Genomic DNA, 25,184 nt, shown 5'->3' with positions numbered 1-25,184 from the left:
GTGCTATCACAGAACGCCCGCTGTCAAAATGATACGGGCCTCCGAGACGAACCTAGAAGACGATCATTCCGACAGTCTTGAGCTCTGAGCCAGCGTATCGGAGCATCCCGCTGGTGACGATCCCGAGCGCGAGGCTGATCGACCACACGGCCACGGCGATCCGCCCGACTCGAGCGTGGGCCGTCTCGGCCAGTTCGGCCGGGGTGTGCGTCAACCCGAGCAGGACGGCGTAGACGACGACCGGGACCGCGAGCGCCGAGCAGACGAGGTGGATCGCCAGGATCACGAGATAGGCGGTCTTGAAGGCTCCCGTGGCCTGGATGTAGAGCTCGCCGCCGCCGCCGACCTTCCAGAGGTAGAGCACGAGAAACCCAAATTCTAGAACGACCGCCGTGACCATCGCTGTTCTATGGCGATCGATCTGGCGTTGTTTGATGAAGTAGACGCCCGCGAGCAGCGTCGTCAGCGTCGCCGCGTTGATGACGACGATGACCGACGAGAGCATTCTGACTGTTGATTCGGGGATCGTCGGGAAGATCGGGACGAACTGTTCGAAGGCATTCATCACTAGCGCGTAGCCGACGACCGTAATCACGGCCGCGACGGCCCGCGGACGGGCCTTCACGCCCTCTTTGAGGTCTGTGGCGACAGCCATCGACCGACGCTCGGGGCCGCACCGATTTTTACCTTGGCATCCGCGGTCGACCTTCGGATCGATCACTCGCCCTGTTCGAGTCGGGCCTGCCCGGCGTCGATGGCTCGCTCGATCGCTGGCGACCCTCGGAGTGTCTCGAACGGCTTCGGGGGATCGGGGTCGGACGGTCGCTCGCCGAGAGTCCTGGCCCACCACTGGACGTCGTGCCACGCGTCGCGTTTGTGGCCGACGCCGGGGAACGTCCCGACCGCCTCGAAGCCGAGGCGCTCGTGCAGGGCGACGCTCGCCTCGTTCGGGAGCGTGATCGCGACGTAGGCGTTGAAAAATCCCTGTTCAGCAAGGATATCGAGCAGCGCAGTGTACAGCGCCGTTCCGATCCCGTTACCCTGGGCGGCAGAATCGACGTAGATCGACAGCTCGACCGACCACTGGAAGGCCGTCTTCGAGCGCAACTGGCTCGCTGCGGCGTAGCCCACTAACTCGCCGTCACCGCTCTCACAGACCAGCCACGGGTACGTCTCCACACCGGCCGCGATCTGCTCGGCCATCGCCGCCACCGACGGCGGCTCGACTTCGAAGGTGATCGCCGTCGACTCGACGTAGGGAGCGTAGATTTCGCGGATCGCAGCCGCGTCGTCGGTCGTAGCGATTCGAATTTTCATGTCGCCGGGTTCGCTTGCGCACGTTTCTATGTATCGTCTCGGGAGGATTCCCGTAGTCATCTCGGAGCCGTCCCAAAAAGTGTAAGCGATCGGACTGAGCACGGCAGCCATGGAGCAGATCGACGAGATTCACATCGCGCCGCTGGGATACGAGCGCGACCGTATCGTCGAACCGATTCGCAAACACAACGCGGACGTCGTCTACCTCCTCGAAGACACGATCCACGGTGGCCGGACGTGCTACCACGAGGAGATGATCGAAACCCTCCGAGACGACGGCGTCGACGTCCACGTCGAGACGGCGGATCTGCAGGATCTCTACGACGTGATGGGCGTGGTCACGACGATCACCGCCGACCACGCGGGCGACATCGTCCGTGTGAACGTCTCCAGTGGCCCGAAACTGGCCGACATCGGCTCTGCCATCGCCTGTATGGCGACCGACGCGACGCCCTATTACGTCCAGCCGGAAGAACAGGTCCACGCCCTCGACGAGGAACCGCTCACCCGGGGGATGGTCGACGACGAGAAATTACCGTCCTACCCGATCGAGGCGATCTCGCGCGATCAGGTCGCAATCCTGAACTTCCTCGACGAGACCAACACCCAGGCCTACACCGCAAAGAAGAAAGACCTCATCGAATTCGCCGAGGAGGCAGAACTCACGTTCCTGACCGAAGCCAATCCCGCCAACGACAAGGCCAAGTTCGCGCTCCTGAACGCCAACGTCATCGATCCCCTGCAGGACGACGGTTACATCGGGGTCAACGCCGTCGGGCGGCAGAAACAGATCGAACTGACCGACACAGGCGAGAACGTCCTCCACGCGTTCAGACACAAGTTGTAGGTTGTATCGATAGCTGCGATTGTTTTGATAGTATTGATAGTATCTGAGTAGTATCTACCAATTACCCCTGTCTACACCTACATGCGGCAGGGGGGTGACACCCTGCGTGTGGAACGAGCCGCCGCCCGTGCCCCGCGGCGCTTCGCCCGGCCGTGCCTCTGACATCGCGGTCACCACGCGCTGACGCCTGCCGCGCCTTCCCTCTGTGTCCTTTTCGGTGTGATCGTTCGACAGTGACTTCTCGATCCGTCGCCCAGACGTTCTCGTGACAGGAGGCGCTCTCGGAGCACTCGGAAACGCCGCCATCACGATCGCCGTCGCTCCCGGGATTCTGAGCCACGAGTACGCGCACGTTCTGGCGTGTCGACTGACTGGCGTCGAGATTCGCCAGCGACCCTCGCTCGCGCTGTTAGAGTCGGCGGCCACCATCGAACACGACCCAGTCGAGACGTTCGGCCAGGATTTCGCGATCGCCGTCGCGCCGCTGGTCGTCAATTCCCTGCTCGCACTCGCGGCGTTCTTCTTCGCGACGCGACTCGATCCGCCCGTCGCGTTCGTGCCGCTCTGGCTTGGCCTCACGTTCGGGCTGACAGCGCTCCCGAGTCACGACGACACGGCGTCGCTGGTGGCCGGCGCTCGGACGCTCTCACCGGGGCTTCGGCCGGTCGGCTACGCGATCGCTGTTCCCGTGCGTGCCGTCTCGTACTCGGTGTTTCTCGCGGGGATCGTCGCACTCTTCTGGACCGGAGCGCTCCTGGCGCTCGTTCGGCCGGCGTGATCAGGTTCCGAAGCGCTCGCGGACGGGCGGTGCGGGCTCGCGGGACGGTGTTCGGGAGGCTCGTCGGGGTCAGACATCCCTGATGAACATGTCGAGGTGTTCGTTGACCTGCAGGAACTCCTCGATGCAGAACAGATGTGGCGCGTCGTGCAGCGTCAGATACCGACTGTTCGGTAGCGACTCGGCCAGTAGCTCCCCGTTCTCCGGTGGGACGACCTTGTCGCCGGTCCCGTGGATGACCAGCGCCGGCAGCGTGATCTCGTCGAGCCGGTCGCTTATGTCGAAGGCCTCGACGGCGGCGCCCTGCCACTGGCGGGCCTGCTCGGAGGCGTCCGATTCGAGTCGCCAGTCGACGATCTCTTCGAAGACGTCGTCGTACTGCTCGGGAAACGTTTCCGAGAGTGCCGGCTCCATCTTGTACTTGATCGCCTCGCGCTCACCCAGATTCTCGGGGACGTCGTACATTCGCGAGCGAGTCTCTTCGGGCGTCGGGGCGGCGTCGGGACCGCCGGGACTCGTACAGAACAGGCCCAGAGACGCGGCGCGGTCGTATTCGAGAGCGTACTGCATGGCGATCATCCCGCCCATGCTCGCGCCGACGACGTGGGCGCGCTCGACGCCAGCGTCCGCGAGGACGGCTTCGAGGTCGCCGGCCATCTCGCCGATGGTGTATGGACCGTCAGGTTCGGCCGAATCGCCGGTCCCGCGGTTGTCGAACAGCAGGAGGTCGTAGTGATCCTGCAGCTGTGCGCGTTGCCAGCGCCACATCCAGCGCCCGTAGCCCAGGCCCTCGACGAAGACGATCGTCTCTGCGTCGTCGAGTCCGTCGCGTTCGTAGGCGATGGCGACGCCGTCGTTGTTTGCGGTGGGCATACCTCGACCAACGGTGGCCGACCATTTCACAGTAGGTGTTGTACCGACGGGCCTGTAGGGGCCCACGTGTCGGACAGTCGTCCCGGAAGAAACGTCGGGAATCCCCGATCAGGCGTCTAGACCGAGGTCTTCAGCACGCCCGTCGATCCACCCCTGCAGTTCTTCGATCGCTTCCTCGCCGTTCTCCTCGTCTTTGAACAGGTGCCTGAACCGGCCCTGCGGTTCGAGCCACTCCTCGATCGGCTCGCGGTCGCGGATCTTGTTGACGCTCGTTATCTCGCCGTCTTCCATCTCGAAGACGGGGAACAGACCGGTCTCGACGGCCTTCTCGGCGAGGTCGATGGTCTTCGCAGAGTCGAAGCCCCAGCCGACCGGACAGGGCGCGTAGACGTGGATGAACTTTGGCCCGTCGATCTCCAGGGCCTTCTCGACTTTCTGCTTGAAGTCACGCGGGTTGGATATCGTCGCCGTCGCGACGTAGGGGACGCCGTGATCGGCGGCGATCGAGGCCATGTCCTTCTTGTTGGTGTCGTTGCCGATACTCTCTTTCCCGGCCGGGGAGGTGGTCGTCTCGGCACCGAACGGCGTCTGGCTGGAGCGCTGGACGCCGGTGTTCATGTACGCCTCGTTGTCGTACATGATGTAGAGGACGTCGTGGCCGCGCTCCATCATGCCCGACAGCGCCCGAAAGCCGATGTCGGCGGTCGCGCCGTCGCCGCCGATGGCGATGATGTTGAGGTCGTCGCTGTCCTGGACGTCGAGGTGATCGGGATCGCGCCGGTCGAAGGACTTGTACGCGGCTTCGATGCCCGCCGCGACGCTCGCGGCGTTCTCGAAGATGTTGTGGATGTAGCTGGTCCCCCAGGCGCTCTCGGGATACGGCGTCGAGACGACCTCCATACAGCCGGTGGCGTTGGTGACGATGGTGTTCTCGCCGGCAGCTTCAGTAATATATTTCATCGCCAGCGCGGGGCCACAGCCGGCACACGCGCGGTGGCCCGGGTTCCACAGTTCGTCGTCGTGTTCGAGTCGGTCGGTGTAGTCTTGCTCTTGCGGGTCGGAACTCATCGGTCATCCCCTCCTTCGAGGAGTTCGGGACGCAGTTGCGGCCACGATTCGCTCTCTTTGAAGCCCATCCGCGGCGTCGCCGTCTTGACGTCCTCGACGATCTCCGCGATGTCTTCGGGCTTGACGTCGCGCCCGGCCATCCCCAGCACGTAGCTCTTGATGGGGGGCCGGCTCTCGGCGTGGTAGAGCGCGCCCTTGATCTCCCCGGCGAAGGCGCTCTCGTAGCCGGGCGACATCTCCTTTGTCAGGACGGCGACCGACTCGGCATCGGCCAGCGCGTCGCGCAGTTCGGGGGCCGGGAACGGACGGAACACGCGGGGTCGGACCATGCCGACCGTCTCGCCGTCCTCGCGGTAGGCGTCGACGACGTTGCGGACGGTCCCGGCGATCGACCCCATCGCGACGACGATGTGGTCGGCGTCCTCGGCGTGGTAGGTGTCCAGCATCCCGCCGTACTCGGTGTAATCGCGACCGAACACGTCGCGGAACTCCTCGACAGCGTCGGCCCAGACCTCGCGGGCGTCCATCATCGCGCGCTGGATCTCGTAGCGACTCTCCGTCCAGTGCTCGGGGCGGGCGTAGGCGCCCATCGTCTTCGGATCCGAGGGATCGAGCGTGTACTCGGGATCGCGCGGCGGGAGGAACTCGCTGACTTCCGTCTCGTCCGGGATGTTCGCGGGTTCCTGGACGTGCGTCAGGATGAAGCCGTCGAAGTTCGACAGCGCCGGTAGGTTGACCTGCTCGGCGACGCGGAAACCCAGCAGGACGTGGTCGATCGCTTCCTGGACGTCCTCGGCGTGGAACTGGAGCATGCCGCCGTCCCGTTCCGCGAAGGCGTCGGTGTGGTCGGCCCAGATCGACAGCGGTGCCGACAGCGACCGGTTGGCGACCGCCATCACGATCGGCAGGCGCATCCCCGCGGCCGTAAAGAGCGGTTCGCTCATCAGCTTCAGGCCCTGACTCGAGGTCGCGGAGAACGCGCGAGCGCCGGCCGCCGACGCGCCGATACACGTCGAAGCGGCGTTGAACTCGCTGTCGACTTTGATGAACTCGCTGTCGAGTTTACCGTCGGCGACCAGCTCGGAGAGCTTCTCGACGACGCCCGTCTGGGGCGTGATCGGGTACGCCGAGACGACGTCGGGGTCGGCGGCCATGACGCCTTTCGCGACCGCCGACGTCCCCTTCATCACTTCCTGTTCGTCCGAGGGGTGCTGTTGGTCCGCTCGTGCCATGTTATTTCACCTCCCGTACCATCTCGATAGCGTCGGTCGGGCACACGTCGGCACAGATGCCACAGCCCTTGCAGTAGTCCAGATCGAAGGCGTAGAAGTCCTCGCCCTCGACCGGCTTGGCCGCCTGATCGGGACAGTACGTCTCACACTGGCCACAGCCGATACAGGTGTCCGGATCGACGACCGGTTTGTACTCCCGCCAGGAGCCGGTCTCGTTCGTACGGGACGTGTTCGGTTCCGCGACGACGCCTGTCGTGATCTTCAGGTTCTCGTATGGGTCTTGCGTGTCGCTCATGCGTGTACCTCCGTGTACGCGTCGGTGGTGGCCGCGACGTTCTTCCGACCGACCTCGCCTGCGAACTTGCGGGTGATGACCGACTCGAGGCTCCCGGTGCTCAGTTTGTCAGTCGCGCCCGCGAAGGCCCCGAGCAGCGCCGTGTTCATGATCGGCCGCCCGAGGTTCTCCAGCGCGATTTCGGTCGCGTCGACGGTGATGACGTCGGCGTCAGTGTCGACGTCGACGGCTGCCGGATCGGCGTCCGTGTTGACGAGCAGGATGCCGTCGTCTTCGAGCCCCTCGGTCACGTCCACGTACTCCAGCAGGCTCGTGTCCTGAACGATGACACAATCCGGCTGTTCGACGTGGCTTCGCTCGGTGATCTTCTCGTCACTGTATCGCACGTACGCCTCGACCGGTGCCCCCCGTCGTTCGACGCCAAACGATGGCGTCGCCTGCGTCCAGATCCCCTCTTCGTGTCCTGCCTGTGCCAGCAACTGTGCTAGTGTCACGGTGCCCTGCCCACCGCGACCGTGAATCCTGATTGCGTACATTGTGAAATCCTCCTCCGCTGGGAGTGAGAAACGACCAGTCAGCGTCTCGCACGCTGTACAGGCCCTATCCTCACTGACGTTCTCCGGCTGGAATCGACATCGCTGATCTGCGCCTGTCACTGCCAGCCGGAAGTACCCTACTCGACTCTACTCGTCCCACTACCACACCGTTATAGCCCTCAAATAGAGGGTGTTTAAGATAGTTGAAACGTTTTCGATAATTGATTAGGGATCTCGCCGTATCGATAGTCAGTCTCAGGTGTCGCGCGTTTCCGGGTCTCACATTGGACTCTCAACACAGGTTTCGTCTGCACCAGATCCCCCTTATATAAGGGGATTGACAGCGTATCTATCACAAACGTTCTCCCGGTTACGGCCACCCTGTTCCGCTAGTGTTTTACACTCGGCAGTGGGACTGAGACGCAGTGGCATGAGTCTACACGCCAGAGAAATAAATCAGGACGTGCGTGAGCTGGGTGAGTTGCTGGGCCGCGTGATCAAACACCAGAGTTCGGACGAGGCGTTCGATCTGGTGGAGACGATCCGCAACGCAGCGATCAACTACCGCCGCGGGGAAGCCGACTCCCGCGACCCCATCCACGACACACTGGACCGTCTCTCGCCGGAGAAACAGGACGTCGTCGCTCGGGCTTTTACTACCTACTTCGAACTTATCAATCTAGCCGAAGAGCGCCAACGTGTCCGGGAGATCCGCGAGGGGACCCAGGAGCAGACGCTCGACGACAGCGTCCGCGAGGCCGCTCAGTATTTCAAGAACAACGACGTCTCGCCCGACGCGCTCGAAGACATCCTCAAAGACGTGTTGATCCAGCCGACCTTTACCGCACACCCGACCGAAGCCCGCCGGAAGACGGTCAAGGCCAAGCTGCGAGACATCGCGGGCGACCTCGAAGAACTCGACGAGGTTCGACTGACCGACCGCGAGGAGGACCGGATCAAACGCGAGGTTCGCGCGCAGGTCACGAGCCTCTGGCAGACGCCGCAGGTACGCGAGCGCCGCCCGGAGGTCACCGACGAAGCGCTGAACGTCCAGTGGTATCTCGAGAACGTCCTCTTCGAGATCATCGACAGGATCTACGACGAGTTCGAATCGGCGCTCGACGACGCCTACGAGTCCGACGTCGACGTCCCCAAACTCTACGAGTTCCGGTCGTGGGCCGGCTCCGACCGGGACGGTAACCCCTTCGTGACCCCCGAAGTCACGGCCGAGACGCTGGATCGTCAGCGCGAAACCGTCCTCCAGCTCTACCGAGACAAGCTCAAGGAACTCTCGGGCGTGCTGACCCAGGACGCCTCACAGGTGTCGGTCACCGGGGAGTTCGAGGAGCGCTTCGAGCCGCACAAACAGCGCCTGCCCGGCGTCGCCGCCGAGGCCAAAGAGCGCTATCCCGACGAACCCTACCGGCAGAAACTCAAGCTGATGCGCGAGTCGATCCTCCGGGTCTCGGACGTCCGCGAGGGCGGCTACAGCGACGAGGAGGAGTTCATGGAGGATCTGCGGGTCATCGAGGAGAGCCTCCACAAACACGGCGGCGAGGACATCTCCGAGGCGTACGTCCGCCCGCTTCGCCGGAAGGTCGACACGTTCGGATTCACGCTGGTCAGCATGGACCTGCGTGACCACCGAGAGATGCACACCAACGCCCTCAGCCAGGCGCTCGACGCCCAGGAGGGGATCGACTACGAGGGGATGGACGAACAGGAACGCCAGGAGTTCCTGACTGAGGCCATCCTCCAGGACGAGCCAGTGCTGGACATCGAGCACACTGATGGCCTCGGCGACGACGCCGCCCGCGTGCTGACCCGCTTCGAGCAGACCGCCGAGTGGCAGAAAGAGTACGGCGTCGACGCGATCGACACCTACGCGATCAGCTGGTTCGAAGAGCCGAGTCACGCACTGGAGGTGCTGTTCCTCGGCGACCAGGCCGGCATCGTCGACCTCCCGAACTACTGTGGGTTCGACATCGTTCCCCTGCTGGAGACCGAATACGCCCTCTCCGGTGCGCGCCGGATCATGGGGACGCTGTTCGAGAACGAGGCCTACGCCCAGGCGCTGGAGGCCCGGAACAACACCCAGGAGATCCTGCTGGGCTACTCCGATTCGAACAAGGAGAACGGCTTCCTCGCGGCGAACTGGTCGCTGTACCGCAACCAGAAACGGCTGGCGGCGATCTGTGACGACTTCGACGTCGAGATGCGCCTGTTCCACGGCCGCGGTGGGTCGATCTCCCGCGGCGGCGTCCCGATGCACGAGGCGATGCTGGCGCTGCCCAACGAGACCTGCACGGGCCAGATCAAGTTCACCGAGCAGGGCGAAGCCATCGCCGAGAAGTACGCCAACGAGAACATCGCCGAGCGCAACCTCGAACAGATGCTCAACGCGCAGGTGAAAGCGCGCCACAACGCGCTACAGGAGCCTGTCGAGGAAGTGCCCGAGGAGTGGATGGACGCCTTCGAGTCCTCGGCCGAAGCCGCCCGCGAGGAGTACCGCGGCCTCCTCGACACTGACGGCTTCGTCACATACTTCGAGCAGGCGACGCCGATCACCGTCATCGAGAACCTCAACCTCGGCTCTCGGCCGGCCTCCCGAAGTGAGGAGCGCAACGTCGAGGACCTGCGGTCGATCCCGTGGGTGTTCTCCTGGACGCAGTCGCGCTGTATCGTCCCAGGGTGGTACTCGCTGGGGACGGGACTGCAGGCCTACCTCGACGACGGCGGCGACATCGAGACGCTGCGGGAGATGTACGAGAACTGGCCGTTCTTCAACACCATGCTCGACCACGCCGCGCTGGCGCTCGCGCGAACGGAGATGGAGATTGCCGAGGAGTACGCTGCCCTCGCCGACGAGGACTTGCAGGAACGAATCTTCTCGCGCATCCGCGAGGAGTACCAGGACGCAGTCGATATCGTCCAGGAGATCACCGGCCGTGATAGTCTGGTCAAGCGGGCGTGGCTCGAAGAGAACATGGAGCGGCGTAACCCGTACGTCGACCCGCTGAACCTCCTGCAGACCCGGTTGCTCGCCCAGAGCCACCTCACCGAGACCGAAAAACGGACGCTTCGGCTGACCGTCCACGGCATCGCCGCCGGGATGAAAAACACCGGATAGAAGTCAGTTCTCGTCGCCTGTTTCTCTGCGATGGAATTTCGGATTCAGACGTCCGTCAGAGACGCTCATCTCGGCCGTCAGACCTGGGTCTCCCACTCCATGACCGTCGCTGACCAGGTGTAGCCCGTCCCGGCGGCCAGACAGAGCACGACGTCGCCGTCTCCGAGCCAGCCGTATTCCCGTGCTCGCTCGATCGCCAGCGCCTGATCGACGGACTGGACGTGCCCGGTCTCTTCGAGGTAGACGTGTTCGTCTGGTCCGAGGTCGAAGACGTCCACGAGGGTCTCGTGGAACGACCGTTTCATGTGCGTCAGCGCCAGCAGATCGACGTCAGTTCGTTCGAATCCAGACCGCGACAGGGCCGTATCCGCGACGTCGGTGAAGTTCGCCAGCGTCACCTCCGCGAGTCGTTCTTTCATCGACTCGTAGTTCGGAACCGTCAGCGTGTGCTCCTCCGCGGCGACTGTCTCCTCGCTGGGCGGGTTGTGGCTTCCGCCGGCTGGCATGACGACGTCGTCTGCGAAACTCCCGTCGGTGTGGGCGGCGCTCGACCTGACTGTGGCCAGGCGGTCGTCGGGGTCGGATTCGAGCACCATCGCGCTGGCCCCGCTGCCGAAGTTGTACATGAACGAGGCGTCCGGGTCGGTGTAGTCGACCAGGTCCTCTTCGCGACTGGCACTCACGAGGAGTGCGCTCCGGGGCGAATCTGCTGTCAGCATCGCCGCCGCGGTTCGAATCGCGATGGGTGCGCCGGCACAGAGCGTGTAACTCTCGGTGGCGAAGGCGGTCTGTGCGCCGATCCGCTCGGCGATAGCGGCGGCTGCCGGCCAGACGACGTAGTCCTTGTACTCGCTGCCGTGGTACAGCACGTAATCGAGCTGGTGAGCCGACAGGGACGACTCCTCGAGAGCCGCCGCCGCGGCCTCGACACACATGTCCGTGACGTGTTCGCCGTCCGGCGGACAGACGTGTTTACGTTCGACGCCCATCTTCTCGCGCACCACCTCTTGGGGGACGTCACTCCGGGCTGCGATCTCCTCGGCCGACAGCGTCGGTTCGGGAAGATACGTTCCCAGGCCAGTCACCCCGACACTCACGGCTTTTCACCGCCGAAGAGCCGTCCGGGGAGTTTGGCGATCGGACCGCCGACCCGCTCGCGGAGCGATCCCAGCAGCCCGTTGGGGACGAACAGCACGAACAGCACGAAGACGATGCCGACGTAGAGGCTGGCACGGCCGTTGATGAACGCGTCGATCATCTCCTCGATGGTCAGGCCGAGCGCGTTCGTCTCGAGAATCGACCGGCTGAGGTACTCCTGTAACATCGGGAGCAGGCCGCCGCCCTCGCTCCCCTTCGAGAGGAATTCGTCGAGGCCCTGTTCGAACAACCGGCCGTACAGCGGCCCGGCCAGCGTGCCGAGCCCGCCGATGATGCTCGACAGGAGCGCGTCCCCTGTCGTCAGGAAGTAGAAGGTGTTCTCGGGCGTGACAGATCGCCTGTAGCCCGCGAACAGGGCCCCGGCCACGCCGGCGAACGCGCCACTGATCGCGAAGGCGCCCAGCTTGTAGTAGAAGGTGTTGTACCCGATCGCACGGGCGCGCTCTTCGTTCTCGCGGATGGCGATCATCACCCTGCCGAACGGGGAGTGGATGATCCGCTGCATCGCGAGATAGCAGACGAGTACGACCAGCCCGATCATGTAGAAGGAGACGACAGTGGTAGAGAGATCGAACAGACCGAGAAAGCCCTCCAGCCCGGAGCCGTACAGCCGCCCGATCGCGTAGCTGGCGCCGTCGACGTAGGGGATCCCGATCCTGAATCCTTCGGGGTGGGTCCCGAAGGAGACGGACGGCCCGTCTCGCGGCGCTGTCGCGACCCAGTCCCAACCGCGGATGAAGACGTAGAACACCTGTGCGAAGCCGAGGGTGATCATCGCGAAGTAGACGCCCGTCAGTCGGAAGGAGACGAGGCCGATCGCGACCGCGATGAGCGCCGCCAGCACCGCCGCCAGTACGACCGAAATCATGAACGGCGTCCCCGCGGCCAGCAGCGGGATCTTCCCGTTGGCGATGACGATCACGAGGTAGGCGCCGGTGCCGTAGAAGACCGCGTGGCCGAACGAGAGGTACCCGGTGTACCCCGAGATGAAGTCGAACGACATCGCGAACAGGCCGAAGTACAGGATCGGCGTCATCGTCTGAACCTGCGGCAAGAACGACTCGAAGACCAGTCCGAACTGCGAGGTGGTGGCGACGTGATAGATACCGGGATAGCAGGCGAACAGCAGGACGACCGCGAGGTGAATGGCGTGATCCCGGGCGTACCGGGCGGGCCAGGACGAGCGCCAGCCCGTCCCTTGTTCCGCACGCGTGTGCTCGTCGTCTGCAGTCGCCACGGCTCCGTCAGGGACGGGATCAGTACCGCCGGTGTTGGCCGCGGTTTCGTCGGACCCGGACGCCTCGGGGGCGTCTTCGGGCGGGGCATCGTCGCTAATGGCCGCCCACCCCCTCGACGCCGTACAGTCCCTGCGGGCGGACGATCAGGACGATCACCAGGATCAGGAAGATCGTCAGTTCGGGTAACCCGGTGAACCTGATCTCGTTTACGAACCACCACGTCATCACGGCGTCGACCATCCCGACCAGCAACGCCGCGACGACCGTCCCGCGGAACGTTCCGAGGCCGCCGATGATGACGACGACGAACGCCGGCAACAGCGTCTCAGCGCCGAGCGGGACGCTGGCACCCCAGAGGGTGTCCCACATCAGGAGCATCCCGGCGACGCCGGCGACGCCGGTCCCCATCGCGAAGACGACCGTGAACACCCGTCGGACGTCGATTCCCAGTGCGGACGCCATCTCGCTGTCCTCGCTGCCGGCCCTGATGAACAGCCCGTAGCGCGTCCGCGTGAGGAAGGCCCAGATCGCGCCGACCGTCAGGACGCCCATCAGAATCTCGAACAGCGCGAGCCCTCTGACGTCGACGGGGCCGATCGACAGCCGCTGTGAGAGGAACCACGGCTTGGTTCCCCAGGCGGCGATCCAGTCGGCTCGCGGCTGGAGGTCGTAGAACTCGAGAACGATCCGCATCAACTCGTCGATGATCAGCGTGAGGCCGAACGTCAGCAGGATCTGTGCGATGGGGGGACGATCGTAAAGGCGTCGGATGAGCGATATCTCGAGCGCGCCCCCGACTGCCGAAAGCGCGCCGAATACCACGACGATGCCGACGAAGAAGAACGCGAGCCTGGTCATCGGTCCGGTGGCGGAACTCACCGACAGGACCATGATCGCCCCGCCGAGGTATGCGCCGACCATCGTCAGTGAGCCGTGCGCGAAGTTGAGCACGCCCATCAGTCCGAAGATCAGCGTCAACCCGCCAGCGATCATGGCGTAGATGGCTGCTTTCGAGAGCCCGTCGACGAGGACGCCGACCAGTTCCGAGGGGTGGAGGAACTCGACGAACGCGTCGACGATCGACAGTGGGACCACTTCCGCGGTGAAGAGCGTGGCGTCGATCATGCAGAGAGATACCTCCTGAGGCGTTCGCTGTCGGCCGAGACTTCGTCGGTCGATCCCTCGTCGACGATCAAACCGTTGTCGAGCACGTAGAACCGATCCGCGAGGTCGAGCGCCAGCGGCAGGTTCTGCTCGACGACGAGCATCGACGTGTCGGTGGCCGCCTCGGCGAGCGACTCCGCTACCGTCGCGACGACCTGTGGCGCGAGTCCCTCGCTCGGTTCGTCGACCAGTAGCAGTTCGTTCTCACCGACGAGCCCGCGCGCGAGCGAGAGCATCTGCTGTTGACCGCCCGAGAGCGTCCCGGCTCGCTGATCGCGACGCTCTTCGAGGATCGGGAAGGCGTCGTATGCCATCTCCAGTGCCGGCCGGAGCGCGTCACGGTCGGGGACCGCGACTCGGAGGTTCTCCTCGACGTTCAACTGGGTGAATATCCGCCGGTCCTCGGGAATCCAGCCGATACCGCGACGGGCGACCTCGTGAGTCTCTTCGCCCGCGATTTCTTCGTCCTTGAACCGAACGGTCCCCTCGCGTGGCGGCGTCAGCTGGAGAATCGTCCGGATGGTCGTCGTCTTCCCGACGCCGTTGCGCCCCACGAGGGCGACGACTTCGCCCGCCTCGATCTCGAGAGAGACGCCCTCGAGGATGTGGCTCTCGCCGTAGTACGTGTGGACGTCTGTGAGAGAGAGCAACGTCATGTACTCCCCTCCGCGAGATCCCCGGGTGTGTACCCACCGAGGTAGGCCTCTTGCACTGCGGGGTCGTTGCGTACCGATTCGGGCTCGTCGTCAGCGATGACCGCGCCCTGGTTGAGAACGACGATGCGGTCCGAGACCTGCATCACCACGTCCATGTTGTGCTCGACCAGCAGCACGGCGTGGTCGCCGGCGACGTCCTCGATGAGGTCGATGATGTCGCCGACGCTCTCCGAGGAGACCCCGGCGTTCGGTTCGTCGAGCAAGAGAACGTCGGGATCGCCGGCGAGAGCGATCGCCACTTCGAGCTGGCGTTTGGCACCGTGACTGAGTGCGTTCGCTGGCGTCTCTGCGTGCTCGGCGAGGCCGACGCGCTCGAGGATGTCGTAGGCCTCTTCGCGATATCGCTCGAAGTGATTGACGTTGCGCCAGAAGCTCCGCCGGCCGCTGTCGGCCGCCTGGGCGGCGACTCTGACGTTCTCGAAGACGCTGCTGGTCGGGAAGATATTCGTGAGCTGGTACGATCGGTGAATGCCCAGCGAAGCCGTTTCGTGTGGCGAGGCGTTCGTGATGTCCAGCCACTCGTCGTCTCGGCGGAATTCGATCGTGCCGTCGCTCGGCTCCAGGGCCCCGGTGAGGAGATTGAAGAACGTCGTCTTCCCGGCACCGTTGGGACCGATGAGCGAGCACAGCTCGTCGCCGAGTGAGAAGTCGACGTCGTCGACGGCGACGAGTCCGCCGAATCGTCTCGTGAGTCCGCTCGTCTGCAGCATAGCTTACAGCGAGCAGGAGACGTCGCTTTCGGGGATGGTCGCGTCCTCGCCACTGATCCGGACGCGGGGTTCGCCGGGCATGATCGTTGCGCTCCAGGCGTCGGCCCATTCGTCGGTCGTCGGAATCGGATCGGCGACCGTCATCTCCGAGCGGATCTGGTTGTTGTACGTCTGGAAGGTGTAGCCGTTCTCCCCCTTCGGCGTGTCTCTGACGGTCATCCCGCGGAGTTCGCTCGCGATATCGGCACCTTCGAGCGAGCCGCCGTACCGGGCGGCCTGATGGATCGCCGACGCCGCGGTGAACGTCCCCGAGGTAAAGAGGTCGGGAACCATCCCGTACGTGCTGGTGTACGTGTCGACGAACGCATCGTTGATCGGGTTGTCGTACTGGTTCCAGTGATACCGCGTCGTGAACGGCCCGAGCTTCGCGTCGCGGATGTCCTGGGCCGTCAGGTCTTCTCCGAGGGCGTTCTGCATCGTCTCACCGACGACGGTGTTCGTGATCAGGGTCGCGAACCCACCGAACGCCCGGAAACTGTAGTCCCCGGTCAGGAACGCCGTGAACAGTTGCGGGAGCGTGGCGACGGTGAACCCGCCGACGATGCCGTCCGCGCCGGCCTCCTCGGCGTTGTCGAGCAGGGGCCCCCAGTCTGAGTAACCCCGCTCGACGAACCGCGTGTCGATGACGTTGACGCCGTTGGCCGCCAGCACCTGTTCGTAGTTGTTGACGACGGCACGCCCGAAGCTGTAGTCGGCACCGAACAGGTAGACGTTCTCGACGTCTGTCTCCTCGGCGACGTACTGGCCGCCACTCCGGGCGTCCATCGCCGTATTCTCGCTCGCGCGGAAGACGATATCGCGACACGTCTCGTTGTTGGACGTGATGTCTGCCGAGGCCGCAGGACCGGCCATGTACGGGACGTTCGTGGCACTGACGACGGTATCGATGACCCGCGTCGCCGCCCCCGAGGACGAACAGCCGAACAGCATGTCGACGTTCTCGGACTGGACCAGGTCAGTCGCTCGCGTCTGGGCGATATCTGCCGTGAACTCCGTGTCCCGAAGGAGTAGTTCGTACGTGACGTCACCGACGTCCATCGTGATCGTCCCGGCGCTGATGTCGCCCGGCGGTTCGGAATCGCCTTTGTAGGCAAGTCCCGACAGGAACCCCCAGACGCTCTGCTGACCGTAGTATCGCAGGTCCCCGGTCAGCGGCTGGAGGACACCGATCTTGATCGTTCCCGAGACGTCCTGCGGCGTTCGTGTTCCTTCGGTAGTCATCGGATCTGTCTCTCCGTTTCCATTGCCATCGTCGTCTCCTCCCGGTCCCGTCTCTTCACCACAGCCGGCCAGGCCGGCGAACCCCGCGACACCGAGCGCCTGCAGCGCTCGCCGCCGTGTTACGTTGTTGTCTGCCATGACGTACTAACCAATGTTAACGAAAGACAAGGCAAGTCGGGTTTACATGTGAACCCGCGACAGTGACGTCGATTTTCGCGGCCCTGACCACGAGTAGCGGACGGGTTCACTCCAGATTGTCGAGCGCTTCGACGACTCGTTCGATCATCTTCTGCTGACTCCGGCGGAGGTTCTTCGACACGGCGGGTTTCGAGACGCCGAACTCGTCGGCGAGCGCGCCGAGCGAGGCGTCCCGCGGTGTCTCGAAGTACCCGCTCTGGACGGCGGTCTCGAGCGTCTCGCGTTCGACGTCAGAGAGGTCTCGACAGCCCTCGATCAGCGTCATCGCGGCACCCGCGTTCTGCACGAAGTCCTGCAGATCGGGCAGTGCCGAATTCTTCCGTTCGACGATGTCGAACTCGTTGTTGCGGTCCAGTTCCGAGAGGGCCACGTCGGCCTCGTCGCTGCGGTCGAACCCGACGTGCCAGATCTCGCTCCCGTCCTCGATGTGGAAGGGGCCGGTGATGTAGCCGTCGTTGTCGCGGATCGCGGCCATCGCGTCCGTCTCGACGATCCGCGTGCGGATGTGTGCCACATTCTTCTGGCGCGTGATCAGCGAGTAGTCGTTCATGTTGTCGTGCGCTCGCAACGCATCCAACCCCGCGTCGAGTTCCCCACGGTCGTCCCCTTCGACGACCAGCCGCGTCTCTAGTTCCCGCCGAGATTGATCGAAGTCCCAGTGGACGGTAGCGAACGCGACACCGTGGTCTGCCGTGGTGTCGATGAACGGACAGTCGTACTGCTCCATGTCCATGGCGATGTCGATCATGAGCCGATACCCTGATAGTTCATCATTCTACATGGTGTTAAGTGTTGAGTACGTGTCTGGTTCGATCCTGCCTGTGACGGTGAATATTGCCGATTGTGAACACTGCAGAATCCGATTTCTTTCCTTCGTGAGAAAAACTCTGAACGGCGTCACTCCAGTTCGCCAAAACGTTCGGCGACGGCCTCACGGTCGATCTTGGAGGGTCCACTGGTCGGCATCGTCTCCACGAATGAAACGGCTCTGGGGTGCTTGAATCGGGCGAGTCGGCCGTCGAGAAAGGCGCGTAGCGACTCGATGTCGAGGTCCGATTCGCTGGTCCCGCCGGCCAGTTCGACGACGGCCTTGCCGACCTGGCCCCACTGCCCGTCGGGAATCGGGATCACGACGACCTCTGCGACGGCGGGATGATCCGCGATCGCGTCTTCGACTTCGGCGGGATAGACGTTCTCACCGCCGCTGACGAACATGTGCTTCTTCCGCCCCTCGATGTAGTGGTAGCCGTCTTCGTCCACGCGCGCGAGGTCGCCCGTCGAAACCCAACCCCGGTCGGCCCCGGGTTCGTTGGCCGGTTCGACCGTTCCTTCTCCAAACGCTGCCACGGTTTCGCTCTCGTCGTTCCAGTAGCGGTCCGCCGCGTGCGGACTGGCGATTTGGAGTTCGCCGATCTTACCGCGCTCGACCGGCTCGCCGTCGTCGACGACCCGCGTTTCGACGTGCATATCCGGCACGCCGACGCTGTCGGCCTTCTCGCGGGGCCAGCCCTCGGGCATCGCGAAGTTGTTCGGCCCGCACTCCGTCAGTCCGTATCCCTGTGAGAGCTCGATCCCGCGGTCCCACCAGGTATCCATGACCGATTCTCGGCAGGGACCGCCGCCGGACTTGACGACCCGGAGCGACGACAGGTCGGCGTCCTCCCAGCGGTCGTGCTCGGTCATCATCCGCAGCACCGCTGGAACGGCGACGAGGACAGTCCCACCGAGATCATCGACCGTCGCGAGGACCGCTCCGGGGTCGAATGCCCGGGCGATGGCCACGGTCCCACCCATGTGCCAGATCGGGATGGTGATCACGTTCCATCCGCCTGTGTGGAACATCGGAAATACCATCGGAGTGACGTCGTCTTCGCGGATCCCCCAGCCCGTGATCGTGTTCAGCGAGTTCCAGACGATCCCGCCGTGTGTGAGGACCGTCTCCTTGGGGACGCCCGTCGACCCGCCGGTGTGCAAGAAGAGATGCGCGTCGTCCATCGACAGGGTGGCCGTCTCGACCGGGCTTTCGTCCGTCGGGAGTGCGTTTTCGAAGGCCCGCCCGTCGTGCGAACCCTCGGTCGGTAGTACCAGTCTCTCGAACGTCGAATCGTCTGCCAGGGCCTCCTCGACCGTCTCGATGAAGGGTTCCTCGACGACGAGCAGCGCCGGGTCGACGTCTTCGAGGAGCGTCCCGAGTTCGGGCGGCGCGAGACGGTGCGAGAGCGGCACCAGCACGCCGCCGGTCTTGCCGGTCGCGAAGAAGAGGTCGACCAGTTCAGGTCGGTTGCGCGAGACGACCGCGACCCGTCCGCCGACGTTCTCGCGTGCGGATTCGGCCCCGGCCGTGACGCCCTGTTCGGACAGCAGTCGCGCGACGCGGTTCGCCCGCCGATCGAGTTCACCATAGGTGTATCGCTCGCCGGTCGTTCGGTCGATCAGACCGATTCGCTCGGGCGTCAGTCGGGCGCGCCGACCGCTCCAGTCGCCGACCCAGTCGGCCGGACGGTGGGGGCTGCGCGGGTGATGCTCAGACATCTTCGAGAAACTCTAGGAGACGGTCGTTCACCAGCTCTGTCTGCTCGATAAAGAACAGGTGCGGGCCGCCTTCGATCGGCACCAGCCGAGATCTCGGGAGCCGTTCGGCCAGCATCTCGCCGTTCTCGTAGGGTACGACCCGGTCGTCCGTTCCGTGGACGACGAGCGCGGGGAGGTCGATCTCGTCACACCGATCACTGACGTCGAAGGCCTCGACGGCGGCGGCCTGCCACTGGCGAGCCTGCTCGCTCGCGTCGCTCTCGAGTCGCCAGTCCACGATGCGAGAGATCTGCTCGGGATGCGCCTCAGGATACTCCTCCGAGAGCGCGGGCCCCATCTTGTGGCGAATCGCCTGGCGCTCGTCGTACTCCCCGGGCACGGTAAACATCTTGACTCTGGTCTCCTCCGGAATCGGGACGGCTTCTTCCCCTCCAAAGCTCGTGCAAAACAGCGAGAGCGACTCGGCGCGGTCGTATTCGAGGGCATACTGCATGGCGATCATCCCGCCCATGCTCGCGCCGACGACGTGTGCACGCTCGACGCCTGCGTCTGCGAGGACCGCTTCGAGGTCGCCCGCCATCTCCGTGATCGTGTAGGGACCTTCGGGTTCGTCGGAGTCGCCGGTCCCGCGGTTGTCCGGGACGACGACCTCGTACGTTCCGAGCACCGCCTCTCGTTGCCAGTGCCACATCCATCGACTGTACCCCAGTCCCTCCACGAAGAGGACCGTCTCGTCGTTCCCGACGCCGGCGTGGTCGTATGCCAGCCGCACCCCGTCGTTCGTCGTATATTGCACGTCGTTCTCAGATTCCGCTGCCATACTCACAGATTCGGACGATTACCCCTTCAAATCGAAGCTTCACATATTAACCAGGCCCTGCTCACGTCGATATCTGGGTGACAGTTACCCCGCCAATTTACGGTGAGCCCAGACGACATTCGTCGTGATACCTCGATAGCGAATGTACCCGACCATCCGACGGTCGTCTCCACCACAGAGTGCCAATGAGCACAACACCGTACCATTGTACATATTTCCACACGCCCACTATTGCAACAATCGAATCATTTATCTACTTGCGAGTAAATAATACTGGTAGGAGCATATCATGACACTCAATACGATCCTCCTGGCAGTTGGACCGAGCGACAACGACCGCGCGGACGCCCTCGCGGAGGCAGTCGTCGAAGTAGCGAAACCCACAGGCGCAGACGTCGTGATCGCACACGTCTTCACCGAGAGCGAGTTCGCGAAGACGGCAAAGCGGCTGGAATTCGACGAAGACGCGGACCCGGACGAAGTGGCCAAGCGACACCAGACCGTGCGGACGATGACGAAGCTGTTCGACGACGCCGGTGTCGACTACACGATTCGGGGCGCAATGGGCGAACACGCGGCCGAGATCATCGACCTCGCCACAGAAGTCGAGGCCGACCGGGTCGTCGTCGGTGGCCGCAAGCGCTCGCCGACGGGGAAGGCCGTCTTCGGGTCGGTCGCCCAGGCCGTCATGCTCGACGCGCCGTGCCCGGTGACGTTCGTCCGCGGCGAGAACGGGAACGGCAACTAGCGTCAGGTAGCAACGAGACGTACCGACGGTAGAACGCGCGGCCGGTCCAGCCGCCACAGGCGGAGGACGCGACGCGTTTTTTCGAGCTATTCTACCAGCGCGGCTTCGAGCAGTTCGAGCGGATGTCGAATCTCGTAGCCCGTTCCGTGTTCCATCTGCATGGCACAGGTCGGGCACTCGGTCATCCCGGTCGTTCCCTCGGCGTCTTCCATGTGGTCGAACATCTCTTCGCCGATCTTCATGGACTTCTCGTACTTCTCGGACTTCCAGCCGTAGGTACCCGAGATCCCCGAACAGGACTCGCCCACGTCCTCGACTTCGACGTTATCGAGATCGCGGAACAGTTCGACGGCCTGTCGTTCGAGGCCCTGATTGCGAGCGTGACAGGGCGCGTGATAGGCGAACTCCCGAGCGAGGTCCTCGGAGACATCTGCCTGTTCGATTTCTCCTTTCAGATCCTCGTGGATGCGGAGGTATTCGATCGACTCGAAGGTGTGTTCGGCGACGGTGTCGACGCCCTCGATGTCGAACAGTTCGGGATACTCCTTTCGCAGTGCCATCGAACAGGACGTACACGAGGCGATGGCGTCGTAGCCCTGTTCGACCAGGTCTGCAAACGACGCGACGTTGACTTCGGCACCGCGCCGGGCGTCGTCTAACATGCCGTTTGCGAACATCGGCGTTCCCGAGCAGCGCTGTTCGGGGACGACCACCTCGTAGCCGAAGTGTTCGTAGACGCTGACGAGTGCTTTCGCGACCTCCGGCGTGTTGTAGTTGGAGTAACAGCCGTGGAAGTACGCGATCTTTTTGTCGGCGTCTTCCGGCTCCCCGCGGCGCTTGCGAGCCTCGCGAGCGCGCTGGCGCGAGGCGTCGGCTCCGCCCTGTTTCTGCCACCACTTGCGAAATGTCTCGGTGGCGAAGGCGGGAAAGTCTCGCTCGTTCGGGATCCCCATGGTCTTGTCCATCACCCACCGGACAGGGCCGAAGTTCATCACGAAGTTGGCCGTCCGTGGGAAGATGCTCGCCAGTCGAGCCGACGTCCGATAGTTCGCGAGGATGCGGTTGCGCCAGTACGTTATCGAGAACTTCGACATCTGTTCGTCGACGTACTGGCCACGGGCCGTGTTGTGCATCTGACTCAACGGAACGCCCGACGGACAGCCGTCGTCACACCGCATGCAGTTCGAACACTCAGTGATCGAGTCGTCGATCTCGTAATCGTCGTCTGTCTGTTTGAGCCGCCACTGCTCGGGCCCCTGGAACTTCGGACCGGGGAAATCGTCGTCGACCTCCGCAACCGGACAGTTCGTATCACAGATCGAGCACTTGTAACACGAATCTGCCCCGGGCCGGAGGTCGAAGTCGTCGCTGTCGGGGAAGACATCGACCGGCTCGTAGGAGTCGCCGGTGTTCGGTGCAACTGGGTCGAACGGTGGATCTTCTGCGTCGCTCATCGTGCCTCCTGTGCCGCGGCCGCACCAGCGTGGTATCCTGTTGCTATCGAGACGCCGCTTCCGGATTTCTCGGCGGCGAAGTCGAAGCCACCGAGGACCGATCCCGCAGCGCGCAGGTTCTCGAACTCGGGGTCGCCCTCGGCGTCCTTGGGTCGGAGTTCGGGGTCGGGATCGACGCCGAACAGCGCGAACGGGTGATCGCCGAAGACATCGAGGTCGAACCACGCGTACCGGTCCTCGGGATGTGGGACGTGACAGTCGAACACCGGTTCGCGAACGCCCTCACGGTCGGACTCGACGCCCTTGCCCACCAGCCCGCCAGTCGCGAGAACGTACTGGTCGGCGCGCACGGGCACTTTCGCGCCGTTTTTCTCCAGGTAGACTCGCTCGATTCGATCGTCGCCGTCGAATTCGACGACCGGGTTGCCGGTCTCGAAGTTGCCGCCGGCCTCGTCGAGGGCGTCGAAGAGTGCGTCTTCGAGTCTGAGTCCCGGCAACGACGGCGGCCCACTCGGGACCTCGAACACTTCGGCGTCGAGTTTCTCGCTCAGAGCAGCGTGGACGCCGACCGCGTCGTCGTCGCCCAGCACGGCCGGAAAGCCGACCCGTGGTTCCTCGGTCCGCTCGCGATTGACCCGGGCCGCCAGTGCGTCGCGTGCGCCTTGCTCGCGTCCGCGGACCGACACTGTCCCGTTGTGTTCGAGAAGCTTGGCGTAGCGCGTCACCTTCGCGTCCGCTTTAAGATCACCCGGGAACTCGACCGTGACGCCGTGAACGTCGAAGGGAACGCCCGCAGCCCGGAGGTGGGCCGCGGCATGTGGCGCGTCGAAGTCGGTCATGCTCTCGAAACCGACCAGCAGGACGTCCCGGTCGTCGCTCGCCAGCCCGGCGGCCGCGCCGGCGGGATATCTGGACGTGGGCTTGACGGTCCCGCCGTGGGTGGGCAGGAGCGCGTTCGTGTCGGTATGCCCACCCTGGTACTCGGGAACGACTTCGTCGAAGAGGGCCATCGAGTCGCGAACGGTGTCGCTCCCGACGATCCGATAGGGATGCGCGTCGGGGAGCTCGGGGATGGCCTCGTAGGGGTCGGTGAGTGGCCCCTCTCCCTCGGGTGTGTACCCCAGAATATCGACCAGTCCCGAGGCCTGCCGAAGCGTACTCTGTTTGTACGAGACGAGTCGAACGTGTGCGCCCTCACGCGCGGCGGTGATAGCACTCGTCAGGCCGGCGAGACCGCCGCCGATCACCAGGACGTCCGACTCAATTGCCATGGTGGCCTCCGTCGGTCGCGACGTCGCCGGTGCTCGCACCACTCGACCGACCACTGCCCGTATCGAAGGCGGCGAAGTCGATCGGTTCGCCGTCGGCGGGGTCGTGATCGCGATTCTGGGTCGTCGCGTGCAGGGCGTAGTTCAACGCGGCTTGTGAGAGCTGTTCGCCCCAGAGAGCGTGGCGCTGCCCTTTCCAGCGTTCCTGGAGGAGTTCGTCCCAGGCTTGCCGAGCGATCGACTCGTCGTACGTGTCGCCGTCGACGACGGTCCCGTGGAGTTCGTTGGCCAGCCGGTGGACGCAGAACCCGCCCTGGCAGTTCCCCATCGAGGCCCGCGTGCGGATCCGAACCGCGTTGAGATCCGACCCCGACTGGGAGATGGCGTCCTGAATCTCAGCGCGGGTGACGCCCTCACACTCACAGATCGTCGGGTTCGGCCCGCTCGTCTTGAGTACCTCGTCGGCGCGCGAGCCGAGACGCTCGACGCTGCGGCGACCGATCGGCGAGCGGAGACCGAACTCGTCCATGTAGTTCCGTAACACGGAGAAGTCCTCGCTTCCGGGGAGTGGGACGTCTGCCGTCCGACACTCTCGGTCGATGCCGAACTGCGCGCAGACGTGGTCGGAGATCTTCTCGCCCATCATACGGTAGGTCGTGAACTTCCCCCCGACGATGGAGGTCATCCCGGGCAGGTCGTCGCGTTCCTCGTGGTCGAGCAGGAAGAAATCACGCGTGATATCCGTGGGATCCTCGCTGGCGACGTCCGGCGGCTCGTACAGCGGCCGAACGCCCCAGAACGACCGGATCGTCCGCGCCTCCTGGAGGATCGGGACGAGTTCCGAGAGCGTGTCGATCATGTGGTCGACCTCCCACTGCTCTTCGGGGTAGTCTTCGGGGTCTTCGACCTCTTCGTCGGTCGTCCCCAGGATCGCCGTCGTCTCGTGGGGCACGATGATGTCGGCGTCGCCCTTGGGTTTACACCGGTTGATCACGGTGTCGACCTGCCGGACGTTCATGATCGTCATCACGCCTTTCGAGGGGCGGACCGCGATGTCGACATCAGCCATCTCGCCGATCTGTCCCGCCCACGCACCTGTCGCGTTGACGACGTAGTCGGCGCGAATCTCCTCTCGACCACCTTCGACGCCGTGGACGCGTTTGCCCGACCCGGACTGGTGTTCGACCTCGACGCCGACGACCTCGCCGTCTTCGAGCAGGAGGTCGGTTACCGGGGAGTGGGTCTCGATGCGCGCGCCGTGTTCCTCGGCGCTGGCGGCGTTTGCGACCACCAGCCGGAAGGGATCGATGGCCCCGTCGGGGACGGTGATCGCCTTGTCGATGTCCTTCGCGAGGTACGGCTCCATCTCTCTGGCCTCGCGTCCGGAAACGACTTCGGCCGGGATGCCGCACTCCTCACACCCGTTGAGTTTCTGCTCGAAGTATTCCTCTGTGTCCTCCGGACGTTTGACGAACAGTCCCCCTGTCATCTCGACACAGTGACTCGCGATGTCCCGGAGGACGCGGTTCTCCTCGATACACTCCGTCGCACTGGCCTGATCCGAGACGGCGTAGCGCCCGCCGCTGTGGAGTAGGCCGTGCATCCTGCCTGTGGTCCCGTGGGTTAGATTTCCCTGTTCGACGAGCGTGACGTCGAGCTCGCGCATCGCGAGGTCGCGCGCGATGCCGATACCCGTCGACCCGCCGCCGATTACGAGGACGTGTGGTGTGGCTGCCATCCGATAGCAAGCCCAACGGACCGAACGTACTTCATTGTTACTTCGAAACCGGCGATGTCGATAAAGAACCGATGTGAATCACT

23 protein-coding genes are annotated in these 25,184 nt (G+C 64.1%); 4 read left to right on the top strand and 19 right to left on the bottom strand.

The annotated features are described in order from the left end of the window. Positions 1 to 52: 52 nt before the first annotated feature. Both DV733_RS16600 and DV733_RS16595 read right to left on the bottom strand, forming a co-directional pair. Positions 53 to 655, bottom strand: coding sequence for a DUF420 domain-containing protein (locus DV733_RS16600; RefSeq protein ID WP_049993083.1), 603 nt, complete (start codon positions 653 to 655; stop codon positions 53 to 55). 62 nt (positions 656 to 717) lie between these two features. Further along, positions 718 to 1,317, bottom strand: a complete 600-nt coding sequence (locus DV733_RS16595; protein ID WP_049993082.1) for an arsinothricin resistance N-acetyltransferase ArsN1 family B — start codon at positions 1,315 to 1,317, stop codon at positions 718 to 720. A 109-nt stretch (positions 1,318 to 1,426) separates the two neighbouring features. On the opposite strand from DV733_RS16595, the gene DV733_RS16590 reads away from it, so the two are divergent. Together DV733_RS16590 and DV733_RS16585 are read left to right on the top strand one after the other, a co-directional pair. Continuing rightward, positions 1,427 to 2,164, top strand: coding sequence for an HFX_2341 family transcriptional regulator domain-containing protein (locus tag DV733_RS16590; RefSeq protein ID WP_049993081.1), 738 nt, complete (start codon positions 1,427 to 1,429; stop codon positions 2,162 to 2,164). Positions 2,165 to 2,429: 265 nt separating this feature from the next. Continuing rightward, the gene (locus DV733_RS16585; protein ID WP_049993080.1) at positions 2,430 to 2,942 is read left to right on the top strand and encodes a hypothetical protein; all 513 of its coding nucleotides are present in this window, start codon (positions 2,430 to 2,432) and stop codon (positions 2,940 to 2,942) included. 69 nt (positions 2,943 to 3,011) lie between these two features. Here the strand turns inward: DV733_RS16585 and DV733_RS16580 are convergent, their stop codons facing one another. From DV733_RS16580 to DV733_RS16560, 5 genes are all read right to left on the bottom strand, one after another. Next, on the bottom strand, positions 3,012 to 3,815 hold the full coding sequence (locus DV733_RS16580) for an alpha/beta fold hydrolase (RefSeq protein ID WP_049993079.1): 804 nt from the start codon (positions 3,813 to 3,815) through the stop codon (positions 3,012 to 3,014). A gap of 108 nt (positions 3,816 to 3,923) precedes the next feature. After that, positions 3,924 to 4,883: a pyruvate synthase subunit PorB gene (gene porB / locus DV733_RS16575; RefSeq protein WP_049993078.1), complete on the bottom strand. Its 960-nt coding sequence runs from the start codon at positions 4,881 to 4,883 to the stop codon at positions 3,924 to 3,926. Continuing rightward, the gene (locus DV733_RS16570; RefSeq protein ID WP_049993077.1) at positions 4,880 to 6,115 is read right to left on the bottom strand and encodes a pyruvate ferredoxin oxidoreductase; all 1,236 of its coding nucleotides are present in this window, start codon (positions 6,113 to 6,115) and stop codon (positions 4,880 to 4,882) included. Before DV733_RS16570 ends, porB begins: the two co-directional genes overlap by 4 nt. A 1-nt stretch (position 6,116) precedes the next feature. Beyond that, complete coding sequence (locus DV733_RS16565) at positions 6,117 to 6,410, bottom strand: 4Fe-4S dicluster domain-containing protein (RefSeq protein ID WP_049993076.1); 294 nt, start codon at positions 6,408 to 6,410, stop codon at positions 6,117 to 6,119. Further along, a complete protein-coding gene (locus DV733_RS16560; protein WP_049993075.1) occupies positions 6,407 to 6,946 on the bottom strand; it encodes a pyruvate ferredoxin oxidoreductase subunit gamma in 540 nt (179 codons plus the stop codon). Before DV733_RS16560 ends, DV733_RS16565 begins: the two co-directional genes overlap by 4 nt. A gap of 430 nt (positions 6,947 to 7,376) precedes the next feature. Between DV733_RS16560 and ppc the strand changes: the two genes are divergently transcribed. Further along, positions 7,377 to 10,076: a phosphoenolpyruvate carboxylase gene (ppc, locus tag DV733_RS16555; RefSeq protein WP_049993074.1), complete on the top strand. Its 2,700-nt coding sequence runs from the start codon at positions 7,377 to 7,379 to the stop codon at positions 10,074 to 10,076. Between the two features lie 77 nt (positions 10,077 to 10,153). Here the strand turns inward: ppc and DV733_RS16550 are convergent, their stop codons facing one another. From DV733_RS16550 to DV733_RS16510, 9 genes are all read right to left on the bottom strand, one after another. After that, on the bottom strand, positions 10,154 to 11,173 hold the full coding sequence (locus tag DV733_RS16550; protein ID WP_049993073.1) for a 3-oxoacyl-ACP synthase: 1,020 nt from the start codon (positions 11,171 to 11,173) through the stop codon (positions 10,154 to 10,156). Continuing rightward, positions 11,170 to 12,339 carry a branched-chain amino acid ABC transporter permease gene (locus DV733_RS16545; RefSeq protein ID WP_394346233.1) on the bottom strand — a complete coding sequence of 390 codons (1,170 nt, stop codon included), beginning with the start codon at positions 12,337 to 12,339 and terminating at the stop codon, positions 11,170 to 11,172. The genes DV733_RS16550 and DV733_RS16545 overlap by 4 nt, the downstream gene beginning before the upstream one ends. Positions 12,340 to 12,565: 226 nt before the next feature. After that, the gene (locus DV733_RS16540) at positions 12,566 to 13,597 is read right to left on the bottom strand and encodes a branched-chain amino acid ABC transporter permease (protein WP_049993072.1); all 1,032 of its coding nucleotides are present in this window, start codon (positions 13,595 to 13,597) and stop codon (positions 12,566 to 12,568) included. Next, entirely contained in the window at positions 13,594 to 14,292 is a 699-nt protein-coding gene (locus DV733_RS16535) for an ABC transporter ATP-binding protein (protein WP_049993071.1), read from the bottom strand. Before DV733_RS16535 ends, DV733_RS16540 begins: the two co-directional genes overlap by 4 nt. Next, positions 14,289 to 15,062 (bottom strand): ABC transporter ATP-binding protein, encoded by a 774-nt coding sequence (locus DV733_RS16530; RefSeq protein ID WP_049993070.1) that lies wholly within the window; start codon positions 15,060 to 15,062, stop codon positions 14,289 to 14,291. The genes DV733_RS16535 and DV733_RS16530 overlap by 4 nt, the downstream gene beginning before the upstream one ends. 3 nt (positions 15,063 to 15,065) lie before the next feature. After that, positions 15,066 to 16,481, bottom strand: coding sequence for an ABC transporter substrate-binding protein (locus tag DV733_RS16525; protein ID WP_049993069.1), 1,416 nt, complete (start codon positions 16,479 to 16,481; stop codon positions 15,066 to 15,068). A gap of 106 nt (positions 16,482 to 16,587) precedes the next feature. After that, the gene (locus DV733_RS16520; protein WP_049993068.1) at positions 16,588 to 17,289 is read right to left on the bottom strand and encodes a helix-turn-helix domain-containing protein; all 702 of its coding nucleotides are present in this window, start codon (positions 17,287 to 17,289) and stop codon (positions 16,588 to 16,590) included. A 149-nt stretch (positions 17,290 to 17,438) separates the two neighbouring features. Continuing rightward, complete coding sequence (locus DV733_RS16515; RefSeq protein WP_049993067.1) at positions 17,439 to 19,073, bottom strand: AMP-binding protein; 1,635 nt, start codon at positions 19,071 to 19,073, stop codon at positions 17,439 to 17,441. Then, complete coding sequence (locus DV733_RS16510) at positions 19,066 to 19,893, bottom strand: alpha/beta fold hydrolase (RefSeq protein ID WP_049993066.1); 828 nt, start codon at positions 19,891 to 19,893, stop codon at positions 19,066 to 19,068. Before DV733_RS16510 ends, DV733_RS16515 begins: the two co-directional genes overlap by 8 nt. Before the next feature lie 289 nt (positions 19,894 to 20,182). Between DV733_RS16510 and DV733_RS16505 the strand changes: the two genes are divergently transcribed. Further along, positions 20,183 to 20,641: a universal stress protein gene (locus DV733_RS16505; protein WP_049993065.1), complete on the top strand. Its 459-nt coding sequence runs from the start codon at positions 20,183 to 20,185 to the stop codon at positions 20,639 to 20,641. An 86-nt stretch (positions 20,642 to 20,727) separates the two neighbouring features. Here DV733_RS16505 and DV733_RS16500 read toward each other — a convergent pair whose 3' ends face one another. The 3 genes from DV733_RS16500 to glpA are packed head-to-tail and all read right to left on the bottom strand — an operon-like array spanning position 20,728 to position 25,101. Next, entirely contained in the window at positions 20,728 to 22,095 is a 1,368-nt protein-coding gene (locus tag DV733_RS16500) for an anaerobic glycerol-3-phosphate dehydrogenase subunit C (protein WP_049993064.1), read from the bottom strand. Next, on the bottom strand, positions 22,092 to 23,366 hold the full coding sequence (gene glpB, locus DV733_RS16495; RefSeq protein ID WP_049994279.1) for a glycerol-3-phosphate dehydrogenase subunit GlpB: 1,275 nt from the start codon (positions 23,364 to 23,366) through the stop codon (positions 22,092 to 22,094). Before glpB ends, DV733_RS16500 begins: the two co-directional genes overlap by 4 nt. After that, on the bottom strand, positions 23,356 to 25,101 hold the full coding sequence (gene glpA / locus DV733_RS16490; RefSeq protein ID WP_049993063.1) for an anaerobic glycerol-3-phosphate dehydrogenase subunit GlpA: 1,746 nt from the start codon (positions 25,099 to 25,101) through the stop codon (positions 23,356 to 23,358). Before glpA ends, glpB begins: the two co-directional genes overlap by 11 nt. Positions 25,102 to 25,184 lie beyond the last annotated feature (83 nt).

This window comes from Halapricum salinum, from assembly GCF_004799665.1.
GTDB classification, from domain to species: domain Archaea; phylum Halobacteriota; class Halobacteria; order Halobacteriales; family Haloarculaceae; genus Halapricum; species Halapricum salinum.
The sequence above is the reverse complement of the archived record's forward strand: the minus strand, read 5'-3'. Positions and strand labels throughout refer to the sequence as shown.

What these genes read in the sequence shown, in the direction of transcription:
- DV733_RS16600 (WP_049993083.1), bottom strand. Translation starts at nt 655, where the DNA reads ATGGCTGTCGCCACAGACCTCAAAGAGGGCGTGAAGGCCCGTCCGCGG.
- DV733_RS16595 (WP_049993082.1), bottom strand. Translation starts at nt 1,317, where the DNA reads ATGAAAATTCGAATCGCTACGACCGACGACGCGGCTGCGATCCGCGAA.
- DV733_RS16590 (WP_049993081.1), top strand. Translation starts at nt 1,427, where the DNA reads ATGGAGCAGATCGACGAGATTCACATCGCGCCGCTGGGATACGAGCGC.
- DV733_RS16580 (WP_049993079.1), bottom strand. Translation starts at nt 3,815, where the DNA reads ATGCCCACCGCAAACAACGACGGCGTCGCCATCGCCTACGAACGCGAC.
- porB (WP_049993078.1), bottom strand. Translation starts at nt 4,883, where the DNA reads ATGAGTTCCGACCCGCAAGAGCAAGACTACACCGACCGACTCGAACAC.
- DV733_RS16570 (WP_049993077.1), bottom strand. Translation starts at nt 6,115, where the DNA reads ATGGCACGAGCGGACCAACAGCACCCCTCGGACGAACAGGAAGTGATG.
- DV733_RS16565 (WP_049993076.1), bottom strand. Translation starts at nt 6,410, where the DNA reads ATGAGCGACACGCAAGACCCATACGAGAACCTGAAGATCACGACAGGC.
- DV733_RS16560 (WP_049993075.1), bottom strand. Translation starts at nt 6,946, where the DNA reads ATGTACGCAATCAGGATTCACGGTCGCGGTGGGCAGGGCACCGTGACA.
- ppc (WP_049993074.1), top strand. Translation starts at nt 7,377, where the DNA reads ATGAGTCTACACGCCAGAGAAATAAATCAGGACGTGCGTGAGCTGGGT.
- DV733_RS16540 (WP_049993072.1), bottom strand. Translation starts at nt 13,597, where the DNA reads ATGATCGACGCCACGCTCTTCACCGCGGAAGTGGTCCCACTGTCGATC.
- DV733_RS16535 (WP_049993071.1), bottom strand. Translation starts at nt 14,292, where the DNA reads ATGACGTTGCTCTCTCTCACAGACGTCCACACGTACTACGGCGAGAGC.
- DV733_RS16530 (WP_049993070.1), bottom strand. Translation starts at nt 15,062, where the DNA reads ATGCTGCAGACGAGCGGACTCACGAGACGATTCGGCGGACTCGTCGCC.
- DV733_RS16525 (WP_049993069.1), bottom strand. Translation starts at nt 16,481, where the DNA reads ATGGCAGACAACAACGTAACACGGCGGCGAGCGCTGCAGGCGCTCGGT.
- DV733_RS16520 (WP_049993068.1), bottom strand. Translation starts at nt 17,289, where the DNA reads ATGATCGACATCGCCATGGACATGGAGCAGTACGACTGTCCGTTCATC.
- DV733_RS16515 (WP_049993067.1), bottom strand. Translation starts at nt 19,073, where the DNA reads ATGTCTGAGCATCACCCGCGCAGCCCCCACCGTCCGGCCGACTGGGTC.
- DV733_RS16510 (WP_049993066.1), bottom strand. Translation starts at nt 19,893, where the DNA reads ATGGCAGCGGAATCTGAGAACGACGTGCAATATACGACGAACGACGGG.
- DV733_RS16505 (WP_049993065.1), top strand. Translation starts at nt 20,183, where the DNA reads ATGACACTCAATACGATCCTCCTGGCAGTTGGACCGAGCGACAACGAC.
- DV733_RS16500 (WP_049993064.1), bottom strand. Translation starts at nt 22,095, where the DNA reads ATGAGCGACGCAGAAGATCCACCGTTCGACCCAGTTGCACCGAACACC.
- glpB (WP_049994279.1), bottom strand. Translation starts at nt 23,366, where the DNA reads ATGGCAATTGAGTCGGACGTCCTGGTGATCGGCGGCGGTCTCGCCGGC.
- glpA (WP_049993063.1), bottom strand. Translation starts at nt 25,101, where the DNA reads ATGGCAGCCACACCACACGTCCTCGTAATCGGCGGCGGGTCGACGGGT.